The sequence below is a fragment of the Peribacillus muralis genome, from assembly GCF_001439925.1.
Taxonomy (GTDB): Bacteria; Bacillota; Bacilli; order Bacillales; family DSM-1321; genus Peribacillus; species Peribacillus muralis.
On record NZ_LMBV01000011.1, the window covers coordinates 112,671 to 137,177 of the forward strand.

General features: G+C 43.3%; 17 protein-coding genes. 15 read left to right on the forward strand and 2 right to left on the reverse strand.

Features of this window, described 5'->3' with window-relative positions; translation table 11 throughout:
- Window positions 1-7 precede the first annotated feature (7 nt).
- From ASU00_RS25880 to ASU00_RS14880, 5 genes are all read left to right on the forward strand, one after another.
- Entirely contained in the window at window positions 8-4,339 is a 4,332-nt protein-coding gene (locus ASU00_RS25880) for an endonuclease (RefSeq protein WP_082630344.1), read from the forward strand.
- 277 nt (window positions 4,340-4,616) lie between these two features.
- Window positions 4,617-5,279 (forward strand): L-serine ammonia-lyase, iron-sulfur-dependent subunit beta, encoded by a 663-nt coding sequence (gene sdaAB, locus ASU00_RS14865; RefSeq protein ID WP_057914254.1) that lies wholly within the window; start codon window positions 4,617-4,619, stop codon window positions 5,277-5,279.
- Window positions 5,280-5,319: 40 nt separating this feature from the next.
- Window positions 5,320-6,195 carry an L-serine ammonia-lyase, iron-sulfur-dependent, subunit alpha gene (sdaAA, locus tag ASU00_RS14870; RefSeq protein ID WP_057914255.1) on the forward strand — a complete coding sequence of 292 codons (876 nt, stop codon included), beginning with the start codon at window positions 5,320-5,322 and terminating at the stop codon, window positions 6,193-6,195.
- Between the two features lie 549 nt (window positions 6,196-6,744).
- Window positions 6,745-7,275, forward strand: coding sequence for a GNAT family N-acetyltransferase (locus ASU00_RS14875; RefSeq protein ID WP_057914256.1), 531 nt, complete (start codon window positions 6,745-6,747; stop codon window positions 7,273-7,275).
- A gap of 20 nt (window positions 7,276-7,295) precedes the next feature.
- On the forward strand, window positions 7,296-7,823 hold the full coding sequence (locus ASU00_RS14880; RefSeq protein ID WP_057914257.1) for a DinB family protein: 528 nt from the start codon (window positions 7,296-7,298) through the stop codon (window positions 7,821-7,823).
- 274 nt (window positions 7,824-8,097) lie between these two features.
- Here the strand turns inward: ASU00_RS14880 and brnQ are convergent, their stop codons facing one another.
- Entirely contained in the window at window positions 8,098-9,432 is a 1,335-nt protein-coding gene (gene brnQ, locus ASU00_RS14885; RefSeq protein WP_057914258.1) for a branched-chain amino acid transport system II carrier protein, read from the reverse strand.
- Window positions 9,433-9,775: 343 nt separating this feature from the next.
- On the opposite strand from brnQ, the gene ASU00_RS14890 reads away from it, so the two are divergent.
- The 9 genes from ASU00_RS14890 (at window position 9,776) to ASU00_RS14935 (ending at window position 21,540) form a co-directional block, all read left to right on the forward strand.
- Window positions 9,776-10,264, forward strand: a complete 489-nt coding sequence (locus ASU00_RS14890; RefSeq protein WP_057914259.1) for a hypothetical protein — start codon at window positions 9,776-9,778, stop codon at window positions 10,262-10,264.
- Window positions 10,265-10,927: 663 nt separating this feature from the next.
- Entirely contained in the window at window positions 10,928-12,199 is a 1,272-nt protein-coding gene (locus tag ASU00_RS14895; RefSeq protein WP_057914260.1) for an ABC transporter substrate-binding protein, read from the forward strand.
- An 83-nt stretch (window positions 12,200-12,282) separates the two neighbouring features.
- The gene (locus ASU00_RS14900) at window positions 12,283-13,185 is read left to right on the forward strand and encodes a carbohydrate ABC transporter permease (RefSeq protein WP_057914261.1); all 903 of its coding nucleotides are present in this window, start codon (window positions 12,283-12,285) and stop codon (window positions 13,183-13,185) included.
- Window positions 13,186-14,016 (forward strand): carbohydrate ABC transporter permease, encoded by an 831-nt coding sequence (locus ASU00_RS14905; RefSeq protein WP_057914262.1) that lies wholly within the window; start codon window positions 13,186-13,188, stop codon window positions 14,014-14,016.
- 131 nt (window positions 14,017-14,147) lie between these two features.
- On the forward strand, window positions 14,148-15,137 hold the full coding sequence (locus ASU00_RS14910) for a LacI family DNA-binding transcriptional regulator (protein ID WP_057914263.1): 990 nt from the start codon (window positions 14,148-14,150) through the stop codon (window positions 15,135-15,137).
- Between the two features lie 721 nt (window positions 15,138-15,858).
- Complete coding sequence (locus tag ASU00_RS14920) at window positions 15,859-17,661, forward strand: glycoside hydrolase family 2 protein (RefSeq protein WP_057914265.1); 1,803 nt, start codon at window positions 15,859-15,861, stop codon at window positions 17,659-17,661.
- A 74-nt stretch (window positions 17,662-17,735) separates the two neighbouring features.
- Entirely contained in the window at window positions 17,736-18,908 is a 1,173-nt protein-coding gene (locus ASU00_RS14925) for a galactokinase (protein WP_057914266.1), read from the forward strand.
- A gap of 77 nt (window positions 18,909-18,985) precedes the next feature.
- Window positions 18,986-20,473, forward strand: a complete 1,488-nt coding sequence (gene galT / locus ASU00_RS14930) for a UDP-glucose--hexose-1-phosphate uridylyltransferase (RefSeq protein ID WP_057914267.1) — start codon at window positions 18,986-18,988, stop codon at window positions 20,471-20,473.
- 17 nt (window positions 20,474-20,490) lie between these two features.
- Window positions 20,491-21,540, forward strand: coding sequence for an aldose epimerase family protein (locus ASU00_RS14935; RefSeq protein WP_057914268.1), 1,050 nt, complete (start codon window positions 20,491-20,493; stop codon window positions 21,538-21,540).
- Window positions 21,541-21,947: 407 nt separating this feature from the next.
- Here the strand turns inward: ASU00_RS14935 and ASU00_RS14940 are convergent, their stop codons facing one another.
- Window positions 21,948-22,325, reverse strand: a complete 378-nt coding sequence (locus ASU00_RS14940; RefSeq protein ID WP_057914269.1) for a MerR family transcriptional regulator — start codon at window positions 22,323-22,325, stop codon at window positions 21,948-21,950.
- 184 nt (window positions 22,326-22,509) lie between these two features.
- Between ASU00_RS14940 and ASU00_RS14945 the strand changes: the two genes are divergently transcribed.
- A complete protein-coding gene (locus ASU00_RS14945) occupies window positions 22,510-23,352 on the forward strand; it encodes an SDR family oxidoreductase (RefSeq protein ID WP_057914270.1) in 843 nt (280 codons plus the stop codon).
- Window positions 23,353-24,507 lie beyond the last annotated feature (1,155 nt).

The following is a 24,507-nucleotide window of genomic DNA, read 5'->3' on the forward strand; positions in this document are numbered from 1 at the left end:
TGAGATCTTGAAGAAAAGTGGGGTAAGCAAGCTTTTCCTTGCGATATTGTTTGTGCTATCAACGGTTTTGCCATATGCCGCCGTTGCAAAAGCGGAAGGAACGACGATAACAGTGGGGGAAGCGATTAACAATAACAGCGGGACGGCAACTGTGAAGGGATACATCGTCGGCGTCGCAAAAAGCGGGACAAGCTATCAACAAGCATCACCTTTTACTGAAGCTACGAACATTGGAATTGCGGATAGCCGCGATGAAACGGATGTAAAGAAAATCATGCCCGTTCAGCTTCCAGCCGGAAGCATCCGGGCGGCTTTGAATTTGGTCGACCATCCGGAATTGTTGAAAGCAGAAGTGACGATTACCGGGAAATTGGAAAAATACTTTTCCGTATCGGGTTTGAAATCGCCGACCGCTTATACCATCATCACGGATGGCGGAACACCTCCTGAACAGCCTGATGTGAAGGTTATGGCTTCCATTGCCGAGGCCCGCACGAATACCGAGGATGTTGTGCAGGTGGATGGAGTGGTGACCACAGGGCTGGGATATTGGGGAGGAAAAGGCTTTTATATCCAAGATGAAACCGCTGGGCTATATGTGTATGGTTCTTCATGGCCTAAGGATGTAAAGCAAGGGGATAAGGTTCGTTTAATCGGCAAGGTTTCCGCTTATAATAAAGAATTGCAAATGCAGCCAACCAAACTGGAGGTCATTTCTTCCGGGAATGAGCTTCCGAAAAGCCAAACAGGGGACGCATCTGGCGTCAACGGGGACACTCAAGGAGAGCTCGTCACGATTGAAAATGTGAACATTACAGGATTGGCTGCATCCGGAACATATGGAACATTTGAATTTCTGGCGAAGGACGGTAAAGGAAACTCTGTGATCGTTCGTCATGATAACCGGAACGGTTCGACTTATGATGATTTCCTGAAAAGCTTTAAGGACGGTGATGTTATTACTGTCACTGGAATATCATCGCAATTCAATGACACGTACCAACTGAAGCCGCGTGGTCTTGAAGATTATGAATTAATCAACAAACCGGCTGTTTACACGGATATATTCCCTGGAACGGTTAGTGAACATACAAAGGTAACTCTTAATACGGGCTGGAAAGATGCGAAGATCCATTATACGGTGGATGGTTCAGCGCCGACTTCATCAAGCACTCTTTACACCGAGCCCATCAGCTTGACGAAAGATACGGTCATCAAGGCAATCGCTGTAAACGACAAAACGTCGGAAGTTTTCTCATTTGCCTATACCGTCTCGAAAACGAATGAAGTGAAGATTCGTGATATCCAGGGGATGAATCATTTTTCATCGTACGAAAATCAACTCGTCTCGGGTGTCGAGGGTGTCGTCACGTATGTAAAAGATGCGAATAACTTTTACATGCAAGATAATAACCCGGATCAGGACGAAACGACCTCGGAGGGAATTCTTGTATACAATAAAGCGCATAATCTGAAAGCGGGAGATCACATCAAAGTGGCCGGTAAGGTCGTTGAATGGTATATCGAGGGGTATGCCGAGATGAAAACGACCGATCTGCCAACAACGGAATTGACGAATACGACGATTGAAAAGCTGGGCACAGTGGCTGTACCGCAACCAATCGTCATCGGCAAAGATATCACTCCGCCGTCGGCAAACATCGATGATGATAGATTGACAGATTTTAATCCGAGCGAGGATGGCATTGATTTTTACGAAAGCTTGGAAGGGATGCTTGTACAAGTAGCCAATCCAAAAGTGGTTGCGCCACAAGACTATGGTGAATTGGTCGTGATTCCAGGGAATATGGAAACGACGACTGCAGTCAAAGGCGTGAAAATTACCGAAACGGATTTCAATCCTGAACGAATCATCTTGGATATGAATGATGAAACATTCGTGGCCAAAACCGGTGATTTCTTCAAAGGTTCGGTTACAGGCGTACTCAGTTATGGATTCAGCAATTACCGGATATTGACGGATAAGAACCAGCTGCCGACGCTAAAGGATGGAGGCACGGCCCGGGAAGTGACATCTCTAGAGAAGGATTCCGATAAACTATCGATTGCTTCCTATAACATCGAGAATTTCTCGACGCAAACGGCTAACGCGAAAGTGGAAACGATCGCAACATCCATTCTTACCAATCTAAAGCAGCCGGATATCATCGGCGTAACCGAGATGCAGGATAATGATGGGGAAACGGATAGCGGGACAACGGATTCTGCACAAAGCGCGAAGAAGCTAACGGACAAAATCAAAGAGTTGGGCGGACCGAACTATCAGTTCATCGATATCGCTCCGGAAAATAAACGCGATGGAGGAGCGCCTGGCGGGAATATCCGGGTCGGCTTTTTATATAATGTCGACCGTGTCAAGCTAACGGAGGGAACGAAGGGGACGGCGACGCAGTCCGTAGCCTACAAGGATGGAAAGCTTACATTGAACCCCGGACGGATCGAGCCTGCTGATCCTGCCTTCGCTTCAAGCCGGAAGCCGTTGGCCGCTCAATTCGAATTCAAAGGCGAACGTGTAGTGGTCGTGGCCAATCATTTTAATTCAAAGGGTGGCGACCAGCCATTATTCGGAAAAAACCAGCCTCCAGTGCTTTCAAGTGAGACGCAAAGGCTTAAGATTGCTTCGATCGTCAATGGATTCGTCAGTGATATCAAGTCACAGGATGATAAGGCGAATATCGTGTTGCTTGGCGATTTTAACGACTATGAATTTTCGGCACCGCTTAAAACCTTAAAGGGTAAAGACTTAACGAATATGATCGAGAAAGTCCCTTTTGAGAAACGTTATTCATACACCTATCAAGGCAATTCACAAGTATTGGATCATATTCTCGTTTCGAATAACATGGCCGCAGCGACGAAGGTCGATATTGTCCATATAAACTCATCCTTCATGGAAGTGCATGGACAGGCAAGCGATCATGACCCTGTATTGATTTCAACTGCTCTATCCGGGCCGGAAGTTGAACCGGTTGTCCCGGACAAGACGTATCATCTGCAAAACGTTAAAACAAAAAAACTTACGATTGCATCTCCTAGCGTTTTGGTCGATCTTGACGAAACGTCCAAAATCGAAGAAGGCATTTTGTTAAAGAGCTCCTATGCAGTACTCAAAGGCTTAGGACTCAAAAATGTAACAGTCACGCTCAAGCCGGATAAGGAAGGCGCAGTGATTGATTTAAGCGGCATGCCGGTGAAGGAAGTCATCATTGATAACGCTTCTGTAAAAGAAATCCGCGGCGCTGAAAATGTCCTGAAGTGGACAGTAACCGAAGGCGTCGACACGAAGGATATCAAGTTTTTCAATTCTAAAGGGGAAGCCATTGCTTCCCCTTTTACACCTAAAGATAATCAAGCACCAGTCGTGACCAAAGATTTGGAACATGTTGAAGTGAAAATCGGTTCTAAGGCAATGATTGATCTGGATAAGCATTTTACAGACCCTGATGGCGATCCACTGACCTTCACATCCACCATAGGTACGGTTGCCGGCTCCACGTTAACTCTTCCTACAAATGAGGCGGGGACAACCATTGTTGCAGTAAAGGCCGCTGACAAGCAGTCGGAGGCGGTTGCCCGGTTCACGTTGACCGTAACGAGTGATATGCCGCTTGAAGGGTATTACGACACGGCGGCAGGTAAAACGGGGACGGAATTGAAGTCTGTTCTGCACTCGATCATCAAGGATCATAAGATGGTCTCTTATGATCAAGTATGGAATGCTCTTAAGGAAACGGATGAAGATCCACAAAACAGTAATAATGTCATCTTGCTATACTCTGGAAAATCGATTTCGAAGAACGCTAATGGCGGCAATGCAGGGCAATGGAACCGTGAACATGTCTGGGCAAAGTCCCACGGTGATTTTGGAACAAGCATTGGCCCTGGGACCGATCTGCATCACCTCCGTCCCGCCGATGTGACGGTGAATGGCAAACGGGGCCATCTCGATTTCGATGAGGGCGGGCAATCGTACAGTGGCTGTGAATGCAAGTTCGATGCAGATTCATGGGAGCCGCCAGATCATGTGAAAGGCGATATCGCCCGGATGCTTTTTTACATGGCAATCCGTTATGAAGGAAACGGCGAGTTGGATCTGGAATTAGCCGATATGGTCAACACGTATCCGAAGCCGCTGCATGGAAAGCTTTCGACTCTATTAAAATGGAATGATCTCGATCCGGTCGACGATTTCGAAAGCCATCGCAATGATGTCATTTATGAATGGCAGAATAACCGCAATCCATTCATCGATCATCCTGAATGGGCGTCCAAGATATGGGGTGCCGTGAATACGAAGGATGAGAAAAAGGCGAGCTAGGATTGAGATAAAAGGGAAGCAGCCTGAGCGCTGCTTTTTTTTATGCAGGTAGTTATCTTAAAATACTGAAAAAAACAAACCTCATTAAAAAACGTAAATTTTGGTAGGTATGCAATTTAATATGTGTTAATATGGGATAGGTAATGAAAGGGTTTACATTGCAGAAATGATAAAAGTATCTTAATATAGTAATCATGGCGCTTTTTGTTATTCATTCATCTTTATTTGAGTTGAAAGACAGTTAACAAAATATACGGCCAGAAATGGGGCATTACAAATGAAATATAGATCTGCATTCGATATAATCGGTCCGGTCATGATCGGACCTTCTAGTTCACATACAGCAGGAGCTGCCAGAATTGGCAGAGTGGCAAGGACATTATTCGGGAAGCAACCTAATAAGGCCATTATTTCTTTATATGGTTCTTTTGCGAAAACCTACAGAGGACACGGCACGGATGTTGCTGTCGTTGGCGGGATATTGGATTTCGATACCGATGATGAAAGGATTCCAACTTCTTTAACGATTGCACAAGAAGCGGGTATGGAAGTTTCCTTTACAATCGAGGATACGGTGATGGATCACCCAAATACAGTCAAAATCAGGCTGTTCGATGAAGATAATGAATTAGAGCTTGTTGGAATCTCGATTGGCGGCGGAACGATCGAAATAACCGAGCTGAACACATTCAAGCTTAAATTGTCAGGTGAACACCCCGCCATTTTGGTTGTACACAACGATGTATTTGGAATCATATCTTCCGTTTCGACCGTTTTGGCGAATCACGAAATTAACATCGGACATATGGAAGTTTCACGAAAAGAAAAAGGTCAAATGGCCTTGATGGTGATTGAAGTCGATCAGAAAATCAAGAATGAGGTCATGAAGGAAATAGAAAGATTGGAAAACGTGTCGCAAGTCATTAGGATGGTTGAATGATCATCATTAAACGTGCTGACATAGATATGGAGGTAAAAACATGTTCCGAAATGTAGCAGAGCTGGTTGAACTGGCAGAAAGTAAAAACGTAAAAATCGCGGAAATCATGATTTTACAAGAAATGGAGTTCTCTGGCTTATCGAGAGAGCAAATCATTGAAAAAATGGACAGGAATTTGACGGTCATGGAACAAGCGGTGGAAAGAGGACTGAACGGAGTGCAATCCGTGACAGGCCTAACGGGCGGAGATGCCGTTCTTTTGCAAAATTATATTAAGTCGGGCAAGGCACTCGCAGGCGATTTATTACTGGATGCCGTCAGCAAGGCTGTTGCCACGAACGAAGTGAATGCAGCAATGGGGATGATTTGTGCCACGCCAACTGCCGGTTCTGCAGGAGTGGTTCCCGGTACCTTATTTGCCGTGAAGGAAAAGCTAAACCCGACGCGTGCAGAGATGATCGAGTTTCTTTTCACTTCCGCTGCCTTCGGTTTCGTCGTCGCCAACAATGCTTCGATTTCCGGAGCAGCAGGTGGCTGTCAAGCAGAAGTCGGCTCGGCAAGCGGAATGGCGGCAGCTGCGATTGTAGAGTTAGCTGGCGGTACTCCTAGTCAATCGGCAGAAGCGATGGCGATCACCTTGAAAAATATGCTTGGCCTCGTTTGTGATCCTGTGGCCGGATTAGTTGAGGTTCCTTGCGTGAAGCGTAACGCAATGGGAGCTTCCAACGCAATAACGGCAGCAGATATGGCTCTTGCGGGCATAACGAGCCGCATCCCATGTGACGAAGTGATCGATGCCATGTATAAAATTGGGCTGACCATGCCAGTTGCCCTTCGTGAAACGGCAGAAGGCGGCCTTGCCGCTACTCCGACAGGCCGGAGATTGGCAGAGGAAATTTTCGGTTCCTATAAATGATTATCCAGCTCCCATGTAAATGGGGGCTTTTTTATTGTGCTTACTACTGTCGTCCTCTGAAAGTAAGTATAATAAAAAGGAAAATAGAGGAAATTATAGGGATTCGGCGTTTCAATGCCCGGTGAGAAGAACAGGCGGGTGAGAATCTCGATTATCGGTGAATATGAAGGCTGAGTCACTTTGTCAGTAATCAATCGCAATGATAAGATGAGAACGAAATTTAATCTGGAAAGGGTTGATTCTTCATCAATTTTCTCGAATTAACGTACACGTCGGCAATGGAAAAAGCAATGTTTCAGGCTCATGGGATCAGTTATGCATTATATGCTCAAAAACTGGAGCAACGGATCATGGTTGAACAAGAACGGGAACTGGATTACTTACAAAGCAGGCGTATATCTGAGGGAATGAGGACCAATCTTTTTTTGGGGAATTAACATCGGCAAACGGGAGGGCAATCTTAAGGATTGCTCTTTTTGTCATTTAGCAAGAAAAAGAGGAATACCTATCTCCTTCAACGAATTTCATTATATCGGAGGAGGATTCAATATGTTGATAAGGGAAGCGACGGTCGCCGATGCACAAGCGATAGCGACCGTGCATGTAGACAGTTGGAGAACCACTTATAAAAATATCATCCCGAATGATTTTTTAGATAAGCTATCCTATGAGAAAAGAAAAGCTTTATGGATAGAAAATATATCTAAAGAAGGAAATCATATTTACGTAAAGGAAAATGGCGACGGAAGCATTGTCGGGTTCATTAGTGGCGGGAAAAGAGCAACGAATCAGGTCGCACATTCCGGTGATGTAACCTCCATATATATCCTTGAGGAATTCCAAGGAATGGGGATAGGCAAGAAGCTTCTGACGAAACTATTTTTGAAATTTGAAGAGCTAAGCTATCATTCGATTTTTGTTGAAGTTCTCGAAGGAAACAAATCGCGATTTTTTTACGAAGCTTTTGGTGCAAAGGTCATTAAGTCCGAAAACATTAAAATCGCTGGTGCAGCATTAACACTTTTGATATACGAATGGAACGATACTGCCCTCGTATTGAATCCCAATAATGTACGTTAAACAATCGGAGGATGATCTCATTGAAGAAAAGGGAATTAACAATCACTGCATTACCAGGATATGAACCAGAAATTGGCCGGTGGCTCTGGTGTTTAGAAGATGTCCGCCGCACGCTTATAACGGAATTAACCGGCGTCAGCCAAACTATCCTTGATACGAAGACGGATGGACGGCAAACGATCGGCTCGCTGCTCTATCACATCGCATTAGTGGAAGCAGATTGGTTATACGAAGAAGTACTTGTTGCAGAATGGGATCCCGAAATCCTCGCGTTATTTCCATTGGAAAGCCGCTCGGAAGATGGCGCCCTGACTCACATCGAAGGACAAACGATAGAAGAACATGTTGACCGCCTGAATAAGGTGCGTAAAGTCTTTCTCTCAAGCTTCCGATCCATCGACCTAAATGATTGGCGTAACCCAAGGCTGCTCGAAAAATATGACGTCACACCTGAATGGGTCGTATACCACCTGCTTGAACACGAATCACATCACCGCGGACAAATCTTTCAACTACTAAACAACTTACGAAATGAAATAAAAAGATAATCAATGGTGTAATCTGTCCGAAACAGGAATAAATCGACCTGAACAAGGAATAAATCGACCTGAACAGGAATAAATCGACCTGAACAGGAATAAATCGACCTGAACAGGAATAAATCGACCTGAACAGGAATAATTCGCCCTGAACAAGGAATAATCCGACCGAACGGCAAAATAATCCGTCCCAAACACAACATAATCCGGCCTACACCAAAATGAGAACAGACACAAAAAAAACTGTCCAGGCATTTTTCCTGGACAGTTTTTTTGCTGCTTTTTAATCAATTTGATGGTTATGGCTTGGGCGTATGAGGCTGCTGGCATATCCAACGATTCCTCCGACGATGGCAGGGACGATCCAGCCTAGTCCTGCACCATATAAAGGAAGGATTGCATTAAAGAAAGCATCGATGAATGAAATGTGGATGCCGGCTCCGCTCAATCCGTCAAACAAGCTGACGATGAAGGTTAACAGTAAGCTACCTTGATAAACTTCCGGTTTTCCTTTGAATAAAGAGTGGAAAAAGGTTAAGAAAATCAATACGATAGCTAATGGATAAATGGCTGTCATGACAGGTACGGAAATGGCAATCAATTGTGTCAAACCGATATTGGCAACTATTGCACTAAAGGCGGATAAACTGATCGCAATTGTTTTATACGGGATGTTAGGAAGCAGCTTGTGGAAATAAGTCGAACAAGACGTTATAAGTCCTACGCTCGTCGTTATACAAGCTACTGTGATCATCAGTCCCAATAAAATCCCGCCATATGAGCCAAAGTAGTAGTCCGAAACTTTAGCTAAGATGATTCCTCCGTTATCCAAATGTCCAAGCTTTTGGACACTGGAAGCACCCATATAAGAAAGGGCTGTGTAAATGGTTGCTAGGATAACGGCAGCAATGGCGGTCGCTTTGCCGCAAACGATCATGATTTGTTTTTTTGTTGTGGCACCTTTTGCTTTAACGGCATTAATGATGATGATACCAAAAACAAATGAGGCCAGAGTGTCCATCGTTAAATACCCTTCTCTAAATCCATTGAAAAATGGCTGAACGGTATAGTTCTTGGCAGGTGCTTGAAAGTCCCCGATTGGATGGACGAATGCGACCACCACTAAAATACCAATGAACGTTAACTTGATCGGTGTCAAGATTTTCCCCACAATTTCGACAATTTTCGCAGGATTGAGCGAAAGAAGGCACGTAATCGTGAAAAAGATGAGCGTGAAAATGATTAAAGGCAGTGGTCCTGGATTTTCGGGTAAGAAAGGTTTTACACCGATTTCAAAAGATACATTTCCTGTCCTTGGTATCGCGAATAATGGTCCGATGGCTAAATAAAGAACGGTTGTGAATACAATCCCAAACACCGGATGTACGCGACTCGCTAACGACTGTAAATCATCTTTTCCTGAAAAACCAAGCGCCAGTACGCCTAGTAAGGGCAGTCCAACTCCCGTTACTAAAAACCCAGCATTGGCAATCCAGACATTCGTTCCGGCTGATTGACCAAGCATCGGCGGAAAGATTAAATTTCCTGCCCCGAAGAATAAAGCAAACAGCATGAAACCAATCACTACTATAAATGAGGACGGTACTTTATTAGACAAATTAAAACCTCCATGATAAAACCATAATTTACTATTTTAAAAAATAATTAAATTTTCTAAAAATTATAGACGGTCCACTATTTAGGACCATGTCGTATTATATCTAAAAAAAATTGATATTTCAATATATTTTTCGTAATTTATAATTACTTATATGCCCAGATTCTCCGTTTTAACCTTTCTTATCATATTTTGAACAGTTAAAAGCAACTCATACCAATAAGTTGTAAACAATTATGACGGATATGTGAACATGCGGAGAAGTCTATAATCACCACTTTAGGCGATAGCACATAAATTAAAGCGAAATCGCCAGTTCCAACAATTAATGGAGGGATGCAGTGTGGTAAATTTTAAACCTTTTCATGGGATCGTCACCATGGTCAGTGATTTTCCAACCGGGCAAAATGGGGAGAGGGAAGGCTGTTATAAATTAGTATCTGTAGAAGACGGGGGGATATCGGCGAATTTCGTTGTTTCACCTAGAACGTACTTCGTGGACCAAGCTATCGTATCCGTCGGGGACCGGGTAACCGGATATTATGATGGTAATGCACCTGTTCCCCTTATTTATCCGCCGCAATATCGGGCGCTTATCATGGTGAAGGATAGTCCATATCAAAATGTAAAAGTGGATTATTTCAACGATCGGTTGGAGAGCGGAGATGGTCAATTACAATTGAATATTTCTCCGTTCACTCAAATCCTATTACAAAACGGGCAACCCTTTTCAAGAACTCCTGAAAACCGGAATCTAATTGTCATCTATGGACCTGCCACGAAAAGCATCCCTGCCCAAACCTCTCCATACCGAATCATCGTTTGGTGCTGAGGAGTGTTGGAGGGGTTCATTAGCCCGTTCATATGAACTGCAGGAGCATAGCTTTCCAGAGGCGGTCCGTGAGCCTCCTCGGCTTTCATCCTGCGGTGTCTACCGTAGACGCGCATTTCCCGCAGGAGTGTCGCCGCCTTCTCATTCCACTCTGTAAAAACTAAGTTGGTATACTGGATTCCTACAGTTTTGAGGTTTTGCCTCGAATCCATCCAGCGGAGGGATGAGGATTCCTGTTGCATAACACACAAGCTAGTTCCCGACGCTTAAGTAGTGTTTGTTGGACTGCTTTTTTTAGTGCGGCCAGGAAATGCCGTACGAGCGGAATTTCTATGACGGCACATTGACTCGTGGACGGTTGGAGGTGGAATGCGAGATATCTAATTTTTCTTAGTTGTCGGAATTTTATTTTATTGGTCTTAGAAAAACGTTGACAACCAATATGTGCAAGTATATATTTATTTTAAGTAAAAATTTTAGTTAAATTTTATATTTTTTTATCGGTAATTGAAAGCGTATTCAATTTTTGGCTTTGTTAAAGGGAAAATTAGCTGAACGGGAGTGTGTTGCCATAAGGGAACGGAACGATGTCTTACAATCATCCGTTAATGATTGGAACGTTTTCAAAAGAGAAACGAAATAAAGATAAAGGAGTTAACTTAGATGAAGAAGAAAAAAATAATTGGTGCTATCATGGCAACCGCGCTTGCGATCGGATCTTTGGCTGCTTGTTCCAATACGGATAAAGCTTCAACCTCCGGTGATGATGGCAACGGTAAAAAGATCACATTTTGGACACCATTTTCTGGTGCGGATGGTCCGAGAATGAAGAATATTGTCGAGAACTATAATAAATCCCAGTCTGAATATGAAGTGAATATGCAAATCGTTCCGCAATCGGATTATTATAAAACGGTCGATGTTGCATTTTCCGGACAAAAAAATGCGCCTGATCTATTAATCATGCATACTGATCAACTTACAAACTATGTAGAAAAGAATTTAGTGAAAGATGTTAGCGAGACAGTGGCATCTGCAGGTATAAAACCAGAGGGTTATTCCGAGACTGCATGGGGTGCCGGGACCGTGGATGGAAAACAATATGCGATTCCGTTGGATATTCATCCGCTGCTTCTGTATTATAACAAGGACTTGTTCAAGGCTGCTGGTTTAGATCCTGAAAAGGCCCCGGTAAATCGGGAGGAGTTCCTCGCGTTTGCCAAAAAGTTAACGGATAAATCAAAGGGGCAATATGGCTATGTCGTGCCGACCCTTTGGCCGAATCAGTTCATTTACCCAACGATCTTCTATCAAAATGGCGGGGAATTCTTAAAGGATGGCAAGCCAGATTACAATAGCCCGGCTGGAGTTGAAGCATTGACCTTCTTGACGGATTTAATCCATAAGCAAAAAGTGTCTCCGGCCAATGTTCAGCAAGATGGAGAAGTGAACCTTTTCCTTCAAGGGAAAAATGCGATGCAGTTCAATGGACCGTGGATGATGGAGCAGTGGGACAAGGCAGGCATTAATTATGGTGTTGCCGAAGTGCCGCAATTAGGTACGAAACAACAAGCTGTATATGCAAATGGTCATAATTTCGTCATCCCCGCTACTGTTAAAAATAAAGAAAAATTGGCCGCTATCAATGATTTCCTTAAATTCACTGCCGACAACACATTGGAATGGGCAAAATCGGGCCAAGCTCCTGCTTCCAAGGCAATATATGAGCAAAATGAAGAATTTAAAAGCATGGTTCAACAGCCTAAAGTTGCCGCTTCGTTCGAATACGCGAAGTTTGCCCCAAGAATCGCAAACTGGGGTCAGGTTTCAGATCCGTTATGGGCTGAAGTGAATCTGGCGTTATTAGGGAAAAAAGATCCAAAACAAGCGTTGGATGATGCTAACAAAAAAGCCGACCAAATCTTGAATAAATGACTTGTAGGGGGCGGCAAGTGAATATCACTTGCTTCCTCCTATTATTATATCGACCGCAGAGAGCTAATTAAGGAGAGGAACGTATGCAGCGAACATCGTGGAAATCAAAAGCCACTTCCAGTTTATTTGTGTTACCATACTTACTTTTGTTTACTGTTTTTCTCATAGCACCGATTGTATATGGGGTCTGGATCAGTATGCATGAATGGGATCTACTAAACCCGGTCAAAGAGTTTGTCGGGTTGAAAAACTATTTGAATATATTTGACTCGGATTCATATTTGCACAATTTATTTTTTGAAGGCCTGAAAAATACATTCTTGTTCGTCATCTTCAGCGTGCCATTGCTTGTCGCCGTAGGTCTTGGTTTAGCGCTGCTGCTGAATGCCCTGCCGAAGAAATTGACAGGTATATTCCGGACTGCCTATTTCATCCCCTACTCTGTATCTGTTTCAATCGTTGCCATCATCTGGCTTTGGATATTTGACACGAACAGTGGATTAATCAATCAATATCTCCAAAAGGTAGGATTTTCAGCGATCCCTTGGCTAACGGATACTCCCTGGGCCTGGGTTTCAATCATCATCGCGACACTATGGTGGACGATAGGGTTTAACATGGTCATATTCACCAATGCCCTAAATGAGGTATCCGAGGAATTGTATGAAGCGGGTTCACTGGATGGGGCCAACAGATGGCAGACCTTCATTCATATTACGCTGCCGACCATTAAGCCAACGATGCTATTCGTCACCCTCACCTCGACCATTGCATCCTTCAATATATACGGGCAGCCTTATTTGATGACCCGGGGCGGCCCAGGCACATCAACGCAGGTTCTCCTGATGAATATTGTCGAGGAAGGTTTCAATCAGCGACAATTGGGCAATGCCGCAGCCATGTCGATAATGATGGCCCTAATCATGATCATCATCTCACTCGTTCAATTTAGACTGACTAGGGAAAAGAAGGAGGCAATGAAGTAAATGAGAAATAAAGGTTTCAAGATATTTATAGTCACGATAGCGGTCGTCATTGCCATCTTCTTTATCGCTCCTCTTTTTTGGATGATGGCCACTTCCTTTAAGACAGATCAAGAAGCCTTCACCTCGGGATTAAAATGGATCCCGGAAGTTTTCACGTTGGAGAATTATACGTATAGCCTGAGCGGCGGCTCGGATACGCCAGTCTTTACGTGGATGTCAAATTCCCTTTTTGTCGGGATTATAGGCACCTTGATCGTGTTAATTGTCGATACCCTTGCTGCATATGGTTTGGCAAGGCTGGATGTACCATTCAAAAAGCTATTGTTCGGCATGTTCATAGGTTCTCTGACCATTCCATGGGTCATCACGTTTTTACCTTTATATATGGGATTCAACCAGTTTGGATTATTGGATACGTATGCCGTGCTCATTTTGCCTTATTCGGCAAATGCCTTTGGCGTGTTTCTTTTATATCAATCCTTCAAGGCTTTCCCGAAGGAATTGGAGGAGGCAGCTCATTTGGATGGAGCGAATAAATGGCAGGTGTTCATCAAGGTAGCCTTACCGTCCGCACGTCCCGTTATTTGGACATTGGCAATTTTCACCTTCATGTCGATTTACAATGATTTCCTTTGGCCGTTGCTGACGACAAGCTCGCCGGATATGAGGACCATCACAACCGGTATTGCCATCATGCAGCAAGGAAGCTTCGTTTCATCACCAGGAAGACTGATGGCGTTAACGGCGATTGCCACCATTCCCGTTATCCTTATCTTCGTTATGGGTCAGCGTTCGTTCATTAAGGGAGTTACCCAAACAGGCATTAAATGATAATGGGAAATATTGCTTTCCCCAAGTCTTTTACTTTTCACTTTTGGAATATATCCTTTCTTTTTTATGGATAATATGAAATTATTAAGGTAAGACACATACAGAAATCATGTAAGAATGGATTGATAAGAATGGCGACGATAAAGGATATAGCTGAAAAAGCTGGCGTTTCTATTGCCACTGTTTCAAGAGTTCTGAATTATGACGATTCACTTTCTGTTACCGATGAGACAAGGAAAAGGATATTTGAAGCAGCAGAAACATTATCATATAAACGGCGGGCGATACGAAAGGCAGCACCTTCTAAATTCGCAATCATCCATTGGTATACAGAAAAGGAAGAGCTGGAAGACTTATACTATATGTCGATCAGGTTTGGAATCGAAACGCGCTGTCAGCAACTAGAGGCTCAGCTTGTAAAATATTTTTATGATGACCTTGAGGACTTGAAGCAAGAAAACATCCAAGGAATCATTGCAATTGGAAAGTTCAGTAAGAAACAAGTCCTTGCACTTGCGGAAATTACTGAAAATATTGTCTTGGTCGATCATAGTCTTGAAGATGATTCAATTGATTCCGTCAAAATCGATTTCGAGAAAGCCACTAAAAAAATCCTTACCTATTTAATCGAAAAAGGACATACCTCCATCGGTTACATAGGAGGAAAAGAGTTCTATAAAGACAAATCCGGTGAGATAATCGATTTGCGCGAACAAACCTTTAAAAGCTATGGAAAAGAAAAGCAAGTGCTTGAAGATAAGTTTATCTATATGGGAACTTTTTCTGTGGAAGATGGATATCGATTGATGAAAGAGGCGATTAACGAGCACGGAGACGATCTGCCTACTGCCTTTTTTGCGGGAAACGACCTGATTGCGATCGGCTGTTTACGTGCATTACATGAAGAAGGCATACCTGTGCCCGAACGGGTCAATATCATCGGGCTCAATGATATAAGTGTTTCGAAATACGTTTATCCAGCATTAACGACCCTTAAGGTGCACACGGAACTGATGGGCGAAACGGCAGCCGATTTAGTCATGGAGCAAGTAACTGGCCGCAAAATTGTCAAGCAAGTCATGATCGGTACGGAATTGATCATCAGGAACAGTAGTTTCTGAAGAAAATGATGCAGAGTGAATCAAGGTAGATAATAGACAAAAAAGGTTTCGGAGCGCTCGCATGCCGAAACCTTTTGATTTTTTTATTGAATTTGAACGGTTATCAAAAATAATTAACTTCTCCAAGGCAATAATTAGGGAAAAATGTGAAATTATTATAGTGCTGCTACGAGCTAGCGGTTTCGTTAGTTCTAGGGCACAACAGGCGGCCGCAATGAGTGGTTTCTTTATTGTTAGTTGTAATTCAGGGCTCTATCTTTGAATTAATACTGAGTTGATTGGAGTGGGTATGCGAGATTCCTGCTTAGGAATGCGAGTCAAAGATTGCCCCGCAGGCGCATGCACCGGACATCTTCGTATCAAAACAGAGTGGAATGGAACGGAAGGTGCGAGACTCCTGCGGGAAATGCGTGTCTACGTGAGACCCCGCAGGCTAAAAGCCGAGGAGGCTCACGGACCGCCCGCGGAAAGGGAGCGCCTGCAGTGAAATGCAACGGTCATGATCACTATCATAAAAAATGCAACTGTCTAAGGATAAAACCTCCAAAACCATAGAATCCTCCTATGGTTTTTATTTTGTTCAAAAAAGGGTTAATAAAAATTTTACTAAAAATATTGACGTTATTTTACTGATTATATAGAATAGTATTGTAGGCGCTTTCAATAGGCGGAAAGAAACTGTAATTATAATGAAATCAAATATGTGTAAGGAGAGAATGCAATGACATATCGCCAGGAATACCCAAGACCTCAGTTCGTTCGCAAGGAGTGGTTAAACTTAAATGGGGTCTGGTCATTTGCTTTTGATGATCAACAGCTTGGTACCGATCAAAAGTGGTATGCGCAGGACTCCGCGGTTTTTGATAAGGAAATCCAAGTCCCCTTTGCCTATCAAACGAAGCTGAGCGGCATTGAAGATAAAGGCCTTCACGATATCGTTTGGTATAAAAGGAATTTTGAAATATCGGATCTATGGAAGGGGAAGCGGATCCACCTCCATTTTGGAGCGGTGGATTATCGTTCATGGGTATATGTGAATGGACAGTTCGTGGGGTATCACGAAGGTGGTCACACGAACTTTAAGTATGACATAACGGAGTATTTAATGGGTGGAGAAGAAACGGTCGTTGTAAAGGCGGAGGATCCTTCCACAGATGAAACGATCCCGCGCGGTAAGCAGTTTTGGATCGAGAAATCGGAATCAATCTGGTACACGAGAACAACAGGCATCTGGCAAACGGTGTGGATTGAGCCAGTTGAGCCCTTGAGTGTGGAGAATCTTAAATGGACGCCGGATATTGATCAAGGAAATATTAAAATGGAGTTCGAGGTATTTGGAGACTACAGCGGAAAGCATGTAGATGTCGAGATCAACTTCAAAGGAGAACGAATCGTCAAGGATACCGTGTTCATCATGGAGAAATATACGAGTCGCTCCTTCAACCTATATAATCATAAAATCTTTAGAACCGGCGCTCACGATGATGGCTGGAACTGGACACCGGAAAATCCCAACTTATTCGATGTAACGATAACATTAAAAGATGAGAATGACAGCTTACTAGATGACGTGCAAACATATTTCGGGATGAGAAAAGTCCATACGGAAAATGGAATGGTTTATTTGAATAATAAGCCTTATTATCAAAAGCTTGTCCTTGATCAAGGGTATTGGGAAGATGGGCTGCTCACGGCTCCCACGGATGAAGACCTGAAAAAAGACATTGAATTGGCAAAGGAAATGGGCTTCAATGGGTGCCGCAAGCATCAAAAGACAGAGGATCCCCGTTTTTTATATTGGGCGGATAAGCTAGGCTATCTTGTTTGGGGAGAGTGTGCGGCATCGGCTTCGTTCAATAACGATTCAATTGCCCGTTTGACGAAAGAGTGGATTGAAATGGTAGCAAGAGATTATAACCATCCCTCGATCGTTGCTTGGGTGCCTTTGAACGAAAGCTGGGGCATCCCGCATGTAAAGGGGAATTTCAATCAGCAGCAGCATTCGTTGGCGATGTACCATCTCCTTCACTCCTTGGATGGAACGAGGCTGGTGATCTCGAATGACGGATGGGAACTTACGAAAACGGATATTTGTGCCATTCATAATTACAATCACGGATCGAAGGGTGAAAAGGGCAAATATGAAATATACAAAGGGGGGCTGGCGACAAAAGAGGGTGCCATTGCCTCAATGCCAGCTAAGCGAAGTATTTATGCCGATGGCTTCTCACATCAGGGGGAACCGATCCTTTTGACCGAATTCGGTGGAATTGGCTATAAGGTTGGTGAAGACGCTGGTTGGGGATATACATCGGTCGCTAATGAGGAAGATTTTGTAGCGGACTATCGAAGGATTATGGAAGCTGTTTATGCCTCCAACGTGCTTCACGGATATTGTTATACCCAGCTAACGGATGTAGAACAAGAAATTAACGGAATTTTGACTTACGATCGAAAACCGAAATGCGACTTGAAAAAGATAAAGGAAATCAATGATATGTGGCATTCTGAGACGATCTCGTAACAGAAAAAGGACCAGCGGCAGAGGGTGTATAGCTTTGCACTGGTCTTTCATTTTAACGAATTAAAGGAGAGACCATGGAAAAAAACAAGTTAATCAAAGAGTTTCAACAAGTATTCTCAATCGAAGCAAGTGAGGGTGTGCACACCTTCTTCTCACCTGGACGCATTAACCTTATAGGTGAGCATACCGATTATAATGGCGGATATGTGTTACCGTGTGCGATCACGTATGGTACCTATGGCGTTGTCAAGCTGAGAGAGGACCGCCGCGTTCGCGTCTACTCAAAGAATTTCGCCGATAAGGGCATTATCGAATTCTCTCTTGATCTATTGGAATTCAATGCAGAAGATAATTGGTCCAATTATCCAAAGGGGATGATTCGTTATGTACAGGAAAGCCAAGGTTCACTTCCTGCTGGTTTTGATATGTATGTATCTGGTAATCTTCCAAACGGTGCGGGCCTTTCCTCATCCGCGTCCCTCGAAATGCTGACGGGGGTTATCCTGGATGAGCTCTTTGACCTTAAGCTTAATCGCATTGAGCTGGTCAAGCTTGGACAAAAAGTCGAGAACGATTTCATTGGAGTCAATAGCGGTATCATGGATCAGTTCGCTGTCGGGATGGGGAAGGTGAATTGCGGGATGTTCCTTGACTGCCAAACACTTGAATATGAGTATGCCCCTCTGGATATTGATGGCCATAAAATCATTATCATCAACTCGAACAAACGAAGGGAACTGGCAGACTCGAAGTATAATCAACGCCGTTCGGAATGTGAGCAGGCATTGGAGCTTTTGCAAAGGAAGCTGGATATCCAAAGCCTCGGCGATCTTACGGAAGCCGAATTTGAAGCCAATTCATCACTGATTGAAGATGACATGCTAAAGAGGCGCGCAAAACATGCGGTGTTTGAAAACAGCCGAACAAAAAGAGCCTTGAAATCGCTGAAAGAAGGGGATTTAGGCGCCTTCGGAAACCTCATGAACGAATCTCATCTATCCATGCGCCACGATTATGAAATTACGGGAATTGAAATGGATACCCTTGTGGAAGCAGCTTGGGCACAGGCTGGAACCGTGGGAGCCAGAATGACCGGCGGCGGTTTTGGCGGGTGTGCGTTAGCGTTGGTCGATGAAAATAAGGTGGACTCTTTCATCAAAGCGGTCGGTGAGCAATATAAGCAAAAAATTGGCTATGAAGCCAACTTTTATGTAGCAAGCATAGGGGATGGAACAAAACAAATATAAAGGTTCAATTTTGTAGCAGTCCAGCAACGCTAGCTGATGGAGGCTGTGAAAAATATTAATAACGGAGGAGTGTTCACATGGAGATCTATACAGCTATTCAAACACTTCTGAATCGGGCCCTTCAGCTCAATATGATGTTGAAAGAGGACGAAATTTATTCTCGTAATCAAATCATGGCCCTTCTTCATTTAGTGGAATTCCCGTTTGCGGCAGAAGAACGGAAACACGCAGCCATTCCTGATTTGCTTGAGGAAATAGTTGCTTATGCAAGCGAAAAGGGCATCGTTGACGATCTCGACATAGAAAAAGAGATCCTCAGCAGTAAGATCATGAATGTTCTCATCCAAAGACCGTCGGAAGTGAATGGAACCTTTTATGAAAAATATCATCAAGACCCACTGGCCGCAACCGATTATTTTTATCGTTTAAGTCAGAACAGCAATTATATACAAATGAAGCATATCGATAAAAACATTACCTACAAACTGGAAAGCGAATACGGTGAACTTGATATCACGATCAACCTCTCGAAGCCAGAAAAAGATCCAAAGCAAATCGCTTTGGAGAAAGAGAAAAAGCAAGCCGTTTCCTATCCGCGATGCCTCCTCTGCGTCGAGAATGAGGGATATAGCGGGAGAATTGGACATCCGGCACGCTCGAACCATCGGACAATCCGGCTTACATTAACGGATGAGCCTTGGCATTTTCAATTTTCTCCATACGTGTACTACAATGAGCATTGCATCGTTCTTTCTGAAGAGCACCGGGACATGAAAATCTCAAAGGCAACATTTTCAAGGCTTTTGGAATTCGTAGAGAAGTTTCCACATTATTTCATTGGCTCGAATGCGGATCTCCCGATTGTAGGAGGTTCGATATTGAACCATGATCATTATCAAGGCGGGCACTATGAATTTGCCATGGAAAATGCAGCGGAAGAATTTCGCTTTACCGTAAACGAATTTCCGGAAGTGCAGGCTCATACCTTGAAGTGGCCAATGTCCGTCATTCGTTTAAGAGGTGAAAAGAGGGAAGAGCTGACAAATGCAGCTAACATCATCCTGGAGAAGTGGAGGCAGTATTCGGATGAAGAGGTAGAAATCAGCGCATATTCTGATGGAACGCCGCATAATACAATCACGCCGATTGCGCGCTTTAAGGATGGTCAACTCGAGCTGGATCTTGTACTGCGCAATAACCGGATAAATGATGAACATCCACATGGTATCTTTCATCCCCACCTCGATGTGCACCACATAAAGAAAGAAAACATCGGCTTGATCGAGGTGATGGGTCTTGCTGTTCTTCCGGCAAGGCTGAAGGTGGAGCTGGAGGAGATCGAGGCCTATTTGTTGGGCGGAACGGAAAAAGTGCAAGAGTATCATATGGTATGGGCTAACGATTTAAGGGCTCGATATGATGAAAGCATTCGTAAAGAAACCGTTCAAGACATCTTACGAAAGGAATTGGGAGTTAAATTCCTCAGGACATTGGAAGACGCAGGAGTATTCAAAAGGGATCTTCAAGGTCAAAGCGCATTCCAGCGTTTTTGTCTGAGCTTATAGTATGGAGGGGAATTTAAATGCAGGTAACTGAAGCATGGCTCGAAGAACTGGATGGAAAGCGAATCATCGAACATAAGATTGTCACTGATGCCGGGATGGAGGTAACGACTCTTAATTATGGTTGTACAATTACGAGTATCTTCGTTCCGGACCGACATGGAAAATCAGAAAATGTTGTGCTCGGTTTTGATACTGTTGCCGAATATGAAAAGCATTCCCCTTATTTTGGTTCAGTGGTAGGACGCCATGCGGGTCGGATCAAGGATGGCCTGTTAACGATAGATGGAGAAACGTACAAACTTGCCCAAAACAATCTTGGAAACCATCTGCATGGCGGCATCAAAGGTTTGGATAAGGTGGTTTGGGATGTGTCCGTCACCGAAGAAGACGGCTCAATCAGCATTCGCTATAGCCATGTCAGTGATCATCTGAATGAAGGCTATCCAGGAACGGTTGAACTGCTGGTGATCTATACGGTTACGAACAATAATGAAATCATCCTTACGCTCGAAGGGGAAAGTGATCGGCGAACCGTTTTGAATCTGACCAATCATACGTATTTCAATTTGAGCGGTGACCTGAAAAGGACCATCGAATCACATCGGCTGACTTTAAATAGCGGTCAATTCCTCGAGCTTGATGAGAGCTTGATACCAACAGGTCACGCTATGGATGTGGAGGGCACTGTATTCGATTTCCGCAATGGACGTGTGATACAAGACGGGATCACATCCGAGCATCCCCAAAACGTCTTGGCTGGAAACGGCTATGATCATCCTTTTCTGTTAGAGGCGAGCGATGGTGCGGATATTGTTTTGCAAGACGATGAAAGCGGCCGGAGACTTAGCATTGAAACCAATCAGCCCTCGGTCGTTTTATACACTGGTAATGCATTAGGTGATGATTTTTCCATTCGCGGGAGGCAATCGGGAGAATATTTGGGGATGTGCTTGGAAACGCAGGGTATCCCAGATGCCATCAATCATCCACAGTTCCCTACTACTCTTGTGGAAAAGGGTGAGCGTTATAAGTCTGTGACAAAGTTGCGTTTTAGCACAATCGAATAAATAAGCTCCTAGAAACCTGACCGCACGGAGGTTTCAGACTGTAGACAAACTCGATATTGGGGTTTGTCTTTTGATCGTTTCATTTCACTTAGTGCGAAAACCTAAGATGGCATTCCCATTTCCCGCAGTTTGGAGAATCTGAAGTTTGGCCGTTTCATTGCACTGCAGGCGCTCCCTTATCCAGAGGCGGTTGGGGAGCCTCTGGATAAGGGAGCGCCTGTTGTGTCTCCCCTTGACCGCAGTTCCCGCAGGAGTCTCGCACCTTCCGTTCCATTCCACTTTGTATTAATACGAGGTTAGTTTCAATTACTACTTCTAAAAAATCTGCACCGATATCCTAGATTAGTCGTTAAAGCATTCTGTTGAATACATAAACCCATCGAATGGTGAACTTACTATTTAAGATACTAGAATCTTTGCAGTTTTTCTTTTTCTTGTAGCTCATAAGTTGCTAACTTATAACTGATTATTTCCAGATGTTTCAGGCTTTCATTCAATTGCTTTTGCACCTCTACCTTATGCTGCTTCATCATTTCTTTTCGTTTAGTGAAGGTACTATCGCCTGCTTCATAAAGTTCTACATATATCCTTATTTTAGAAATGGGCATTCCCGTCATCCTAAGAGCGAGTATAAAATTAATCCAGTTGAGATTTTCTTCGTCATAAATCCTTCTTCCGATGGAATCACGAGAAATATTTTTTAAAATCCCTTCCTTTTCATAGAACCGAAGTGTATTTGCCGAAACATTTAAAGTATCAATTACATATTTCATTGAAAAAGACATGAAACCAACCCCTTTATAGTTATTGTAACTATAACCAAAATATTTTCTAGACATTAGGATCTTTCATAATTTACTTATATAACAAGAAGTAATCATTAAAAAAATCAGCCTTGACTTATCGTTACAATAATAAACTACACTTTAAGAGTACTACAAATTCACTAAATATAGGGAGAGATATTAGATGATTCAAAATAATGTATGGTTTGTAACAGGTGCTTCTAAAGGTTTAGGGTTAACATTGATTAAAAAATTACTGACTGAAGGATTTAGTGTAGCTGCAACCTCTAGGAATCAGGATCAACTTAATGCAATAATCACCGAACATAATGAAAATTTTTTACCATTGCAAGTGGATCTTGTAGATGAAGGAAGTGTCAGAAATGCCATTAATAAAACAATTGAGAGGTTTGGCACAATCGATGTCGTCGTAAATAACGCAGGATTCGGACAATTCGGGGCACTAGAAGAACTAACTGACAAAGAAGCCAGAATGTCATTTGACGTCAATGTCTTTGGTACATTGAATGTAATACGTGCGGCGTTACCAAATTTGCGCCAACAAAGATCAGGTCATATTTTTAATCTATCCTCTATCGGAGGTTTCGTCGGTTTTGATGGGGCAGGAATCTATGGAGCTACAAAATTTGCCATAAACGGGCTAACGGAAAGTCTAGCAACGGACCTAGCCCCATTTGGTATTAAAGCTACTTGTGTACTCCCGGGTTTCTTTCGAACAAATTTTTTAAGTGAAGATTCCGTACGTTATCCTAGTGAGCCCATAGATGCTTATAAAGAAGCAACCGAAAATATGAAGGATTTCTATGCTGAGAAAAATGGAAAGCAACTGGGGGATCCAAATAAAGCTACTGAAGTTTTTATTGAATTAAGCCGTTTAGAAAACCCTCCAGTCCATTTATTTTTAGGAAGTGATGCACACGAATTATTTCAGAACAAGGTAGAACAATTAACAAAAGAAGTTTCTGACTGGGTGGAGTTATCAACATACACAGATATTAAAGAGTAACATATCCTTTTGATTGTTTGTGGAACAGTTACCTAAATTCTAAACTTGCAAACTATAAAAGAAATAAAATCTCTTCATCTTTATCGAGTATTCCGCTAAACGGCACTTTAATGAAGTAACTAAATCCTAATTTCTCGGTGATAAAAGTGAGAAATTAGGATTTTTTATATGTGGATTTACGTACCGATACAATTCCGTAGTTCCCTGATATTACTCTATTGTAGAAAAAAATTGATGAATTTGGTTAAATTCTAAAAAGGTCAACCAGAAATATCTGGTTGACCTTTAAATATGAAGAACCCGTTTGTTCAATAAAAAGCAGGTGGGATTGTGAAAAAGAGTGATTCCTTATATTTAGAGCAAAGAGTTGTCATGGGGATTAAAAGCCACCTACGAATCGAGCTCCAACTTGGTTTGATATGGAGTCTGTCACATTATCGTCTCGTCTATCCGAGTCGCGTGATAACAAGGTGTGCTGTAACAGGCCTTATTCCTCCAGCTAAAGGAGTTATGGTAATCGGCGCATTGCCAGCAGGATTTCGTACAGTGAGTATTGAATTGATTACTGTCGTTTGTACAAGAGCCATTCCTACTATCTGGGAAGTACCAGTTACTCGACCAGCTACCGTATCAGTTAAATCAGCGCCGTTTAAAGTTAAAACCAATTGACCTGGGTCGGTCACACTCACCTGGAATAAGACCTGATACGTGCCAATTGCAGACAAGGTAAATGAATCGGCAGTAGTCCGAACAATAGACGTGCCACTAGTAGGTCCATCTTGTGGAAAATCAACGTCTGTACCAGGAGCAACAGGTGTAAGATTATCAGGAGGCATTATTGCAAAAAAGTCTGCAAAACCTAAAACACCCCCCTGATCGCCTTGAGGACCTTGGAATCCTTGAGGCCCTTGTTCCCCTTGAGGTCCCTGGAATCCTTGAGGCCCTTGTTCCCCTTGAGGTCCCTGGAATCCTTGANCCCCAGTGGCCCCTTGAGGTCCTTGGAATCCTTGAGGCCCTTGTTCCCCTTGAGGCCCTTGGAATCCTTGAGGTCCTTGTTCCCCTTGAGACCCTTGGAATCCTTGAGGTCCTTGTTCCCCTTGAGGTCCCTGGAATCCTTGAGGCCCTTGTTCCCCTTGAGGTCCCTGGAATCCTTGA

Coding starts and splice junctions, on each gene's coding strand:
- sdaAB (WP_057914254.1), top strand. CDS start 4,617: ATGAAATATAGATCTGCATTCGATATAATCGGTCCGGTCATGATCGGA.
- sdaAA (WP_057914255.1), top strand. CDS start 5,320: ATGTTCCGAAATGTAGCAGAGCTGGTTGAACTGGCAGAAAGTAAAAAC.
- ASU00_RS14875 (WP_057914256.1), top strand. CDS start 6,745: ATGTTGATAAGGGAAGCGACGGTCGCCGATGCACAAGCGATAGCGACC.
- ASU00_RS14895 (WP_057914260.1), top strand. CDS start 10,928: ATGAAGAAGAAAAAAATAATTGGTGCTATCATGGCAACCGCGCTTGCG.
- ASU00_RS14900 (WP_057914261.1), top strand. CDS start 12,283: ATGCAGCGAACATCGTGGAAATCAAAAGCCACTTCCAGTTTATTTGTG.
- ASU00_RS14905 (WP_057914262.1), top strand. CDS start 13,186: ATGAGAAATAAAGGTTTCAAGATATTTATAGTCACGATAGCGGTCGTC.
- ASU00_RS14910 (WP_057914263.1), top strand. CDS start 14,148: ATGGCGACGATAAAGGATATAGCTGAAAAAGCTGGCGTTTCTATTGCC.
- ASU00_RS14920 (WP_057914265.1), top strand. CDS start 15,859: ATGACATATCGCCAGGAATACCCAAGACCTCAGTTCGTTCGCAAGGAG.
- ASU00_RS14925 (WP_057914266.1), top strand. CDS start 17,736: ATGGAAAAAAACAAGTTAATCAAAGAGTTTCAACAAGTATTCTCAATC.
- galT (WP_057914267.1), top strand. CDS start 18,986: ATGGAGATCTATACAGCTATTCAAACACTTCTGAATCGGGCCCTTCAG.
- ASU00_RS14935 (WP_057914268.1), top strand. CDS start 20,491: ATGCAGGTAACTGAAGCATGGCTCGAAGAACTGGATGGAAAGCGAATC.
- ASU00_RS14940 (WP_057914269.1), bottom strand. CDS start 22,325: ATGTCTTTTTCAATGAAATATGTAATTGATACTTTAAATGTTTCGGCA.
- ASU00_RS14945 (WP_057914270.1), top strand. CDS start 22,510: ATGATTCAAAATAATGTATGGTTTGTAACAGGTGCTTCTAAAGGTTTA.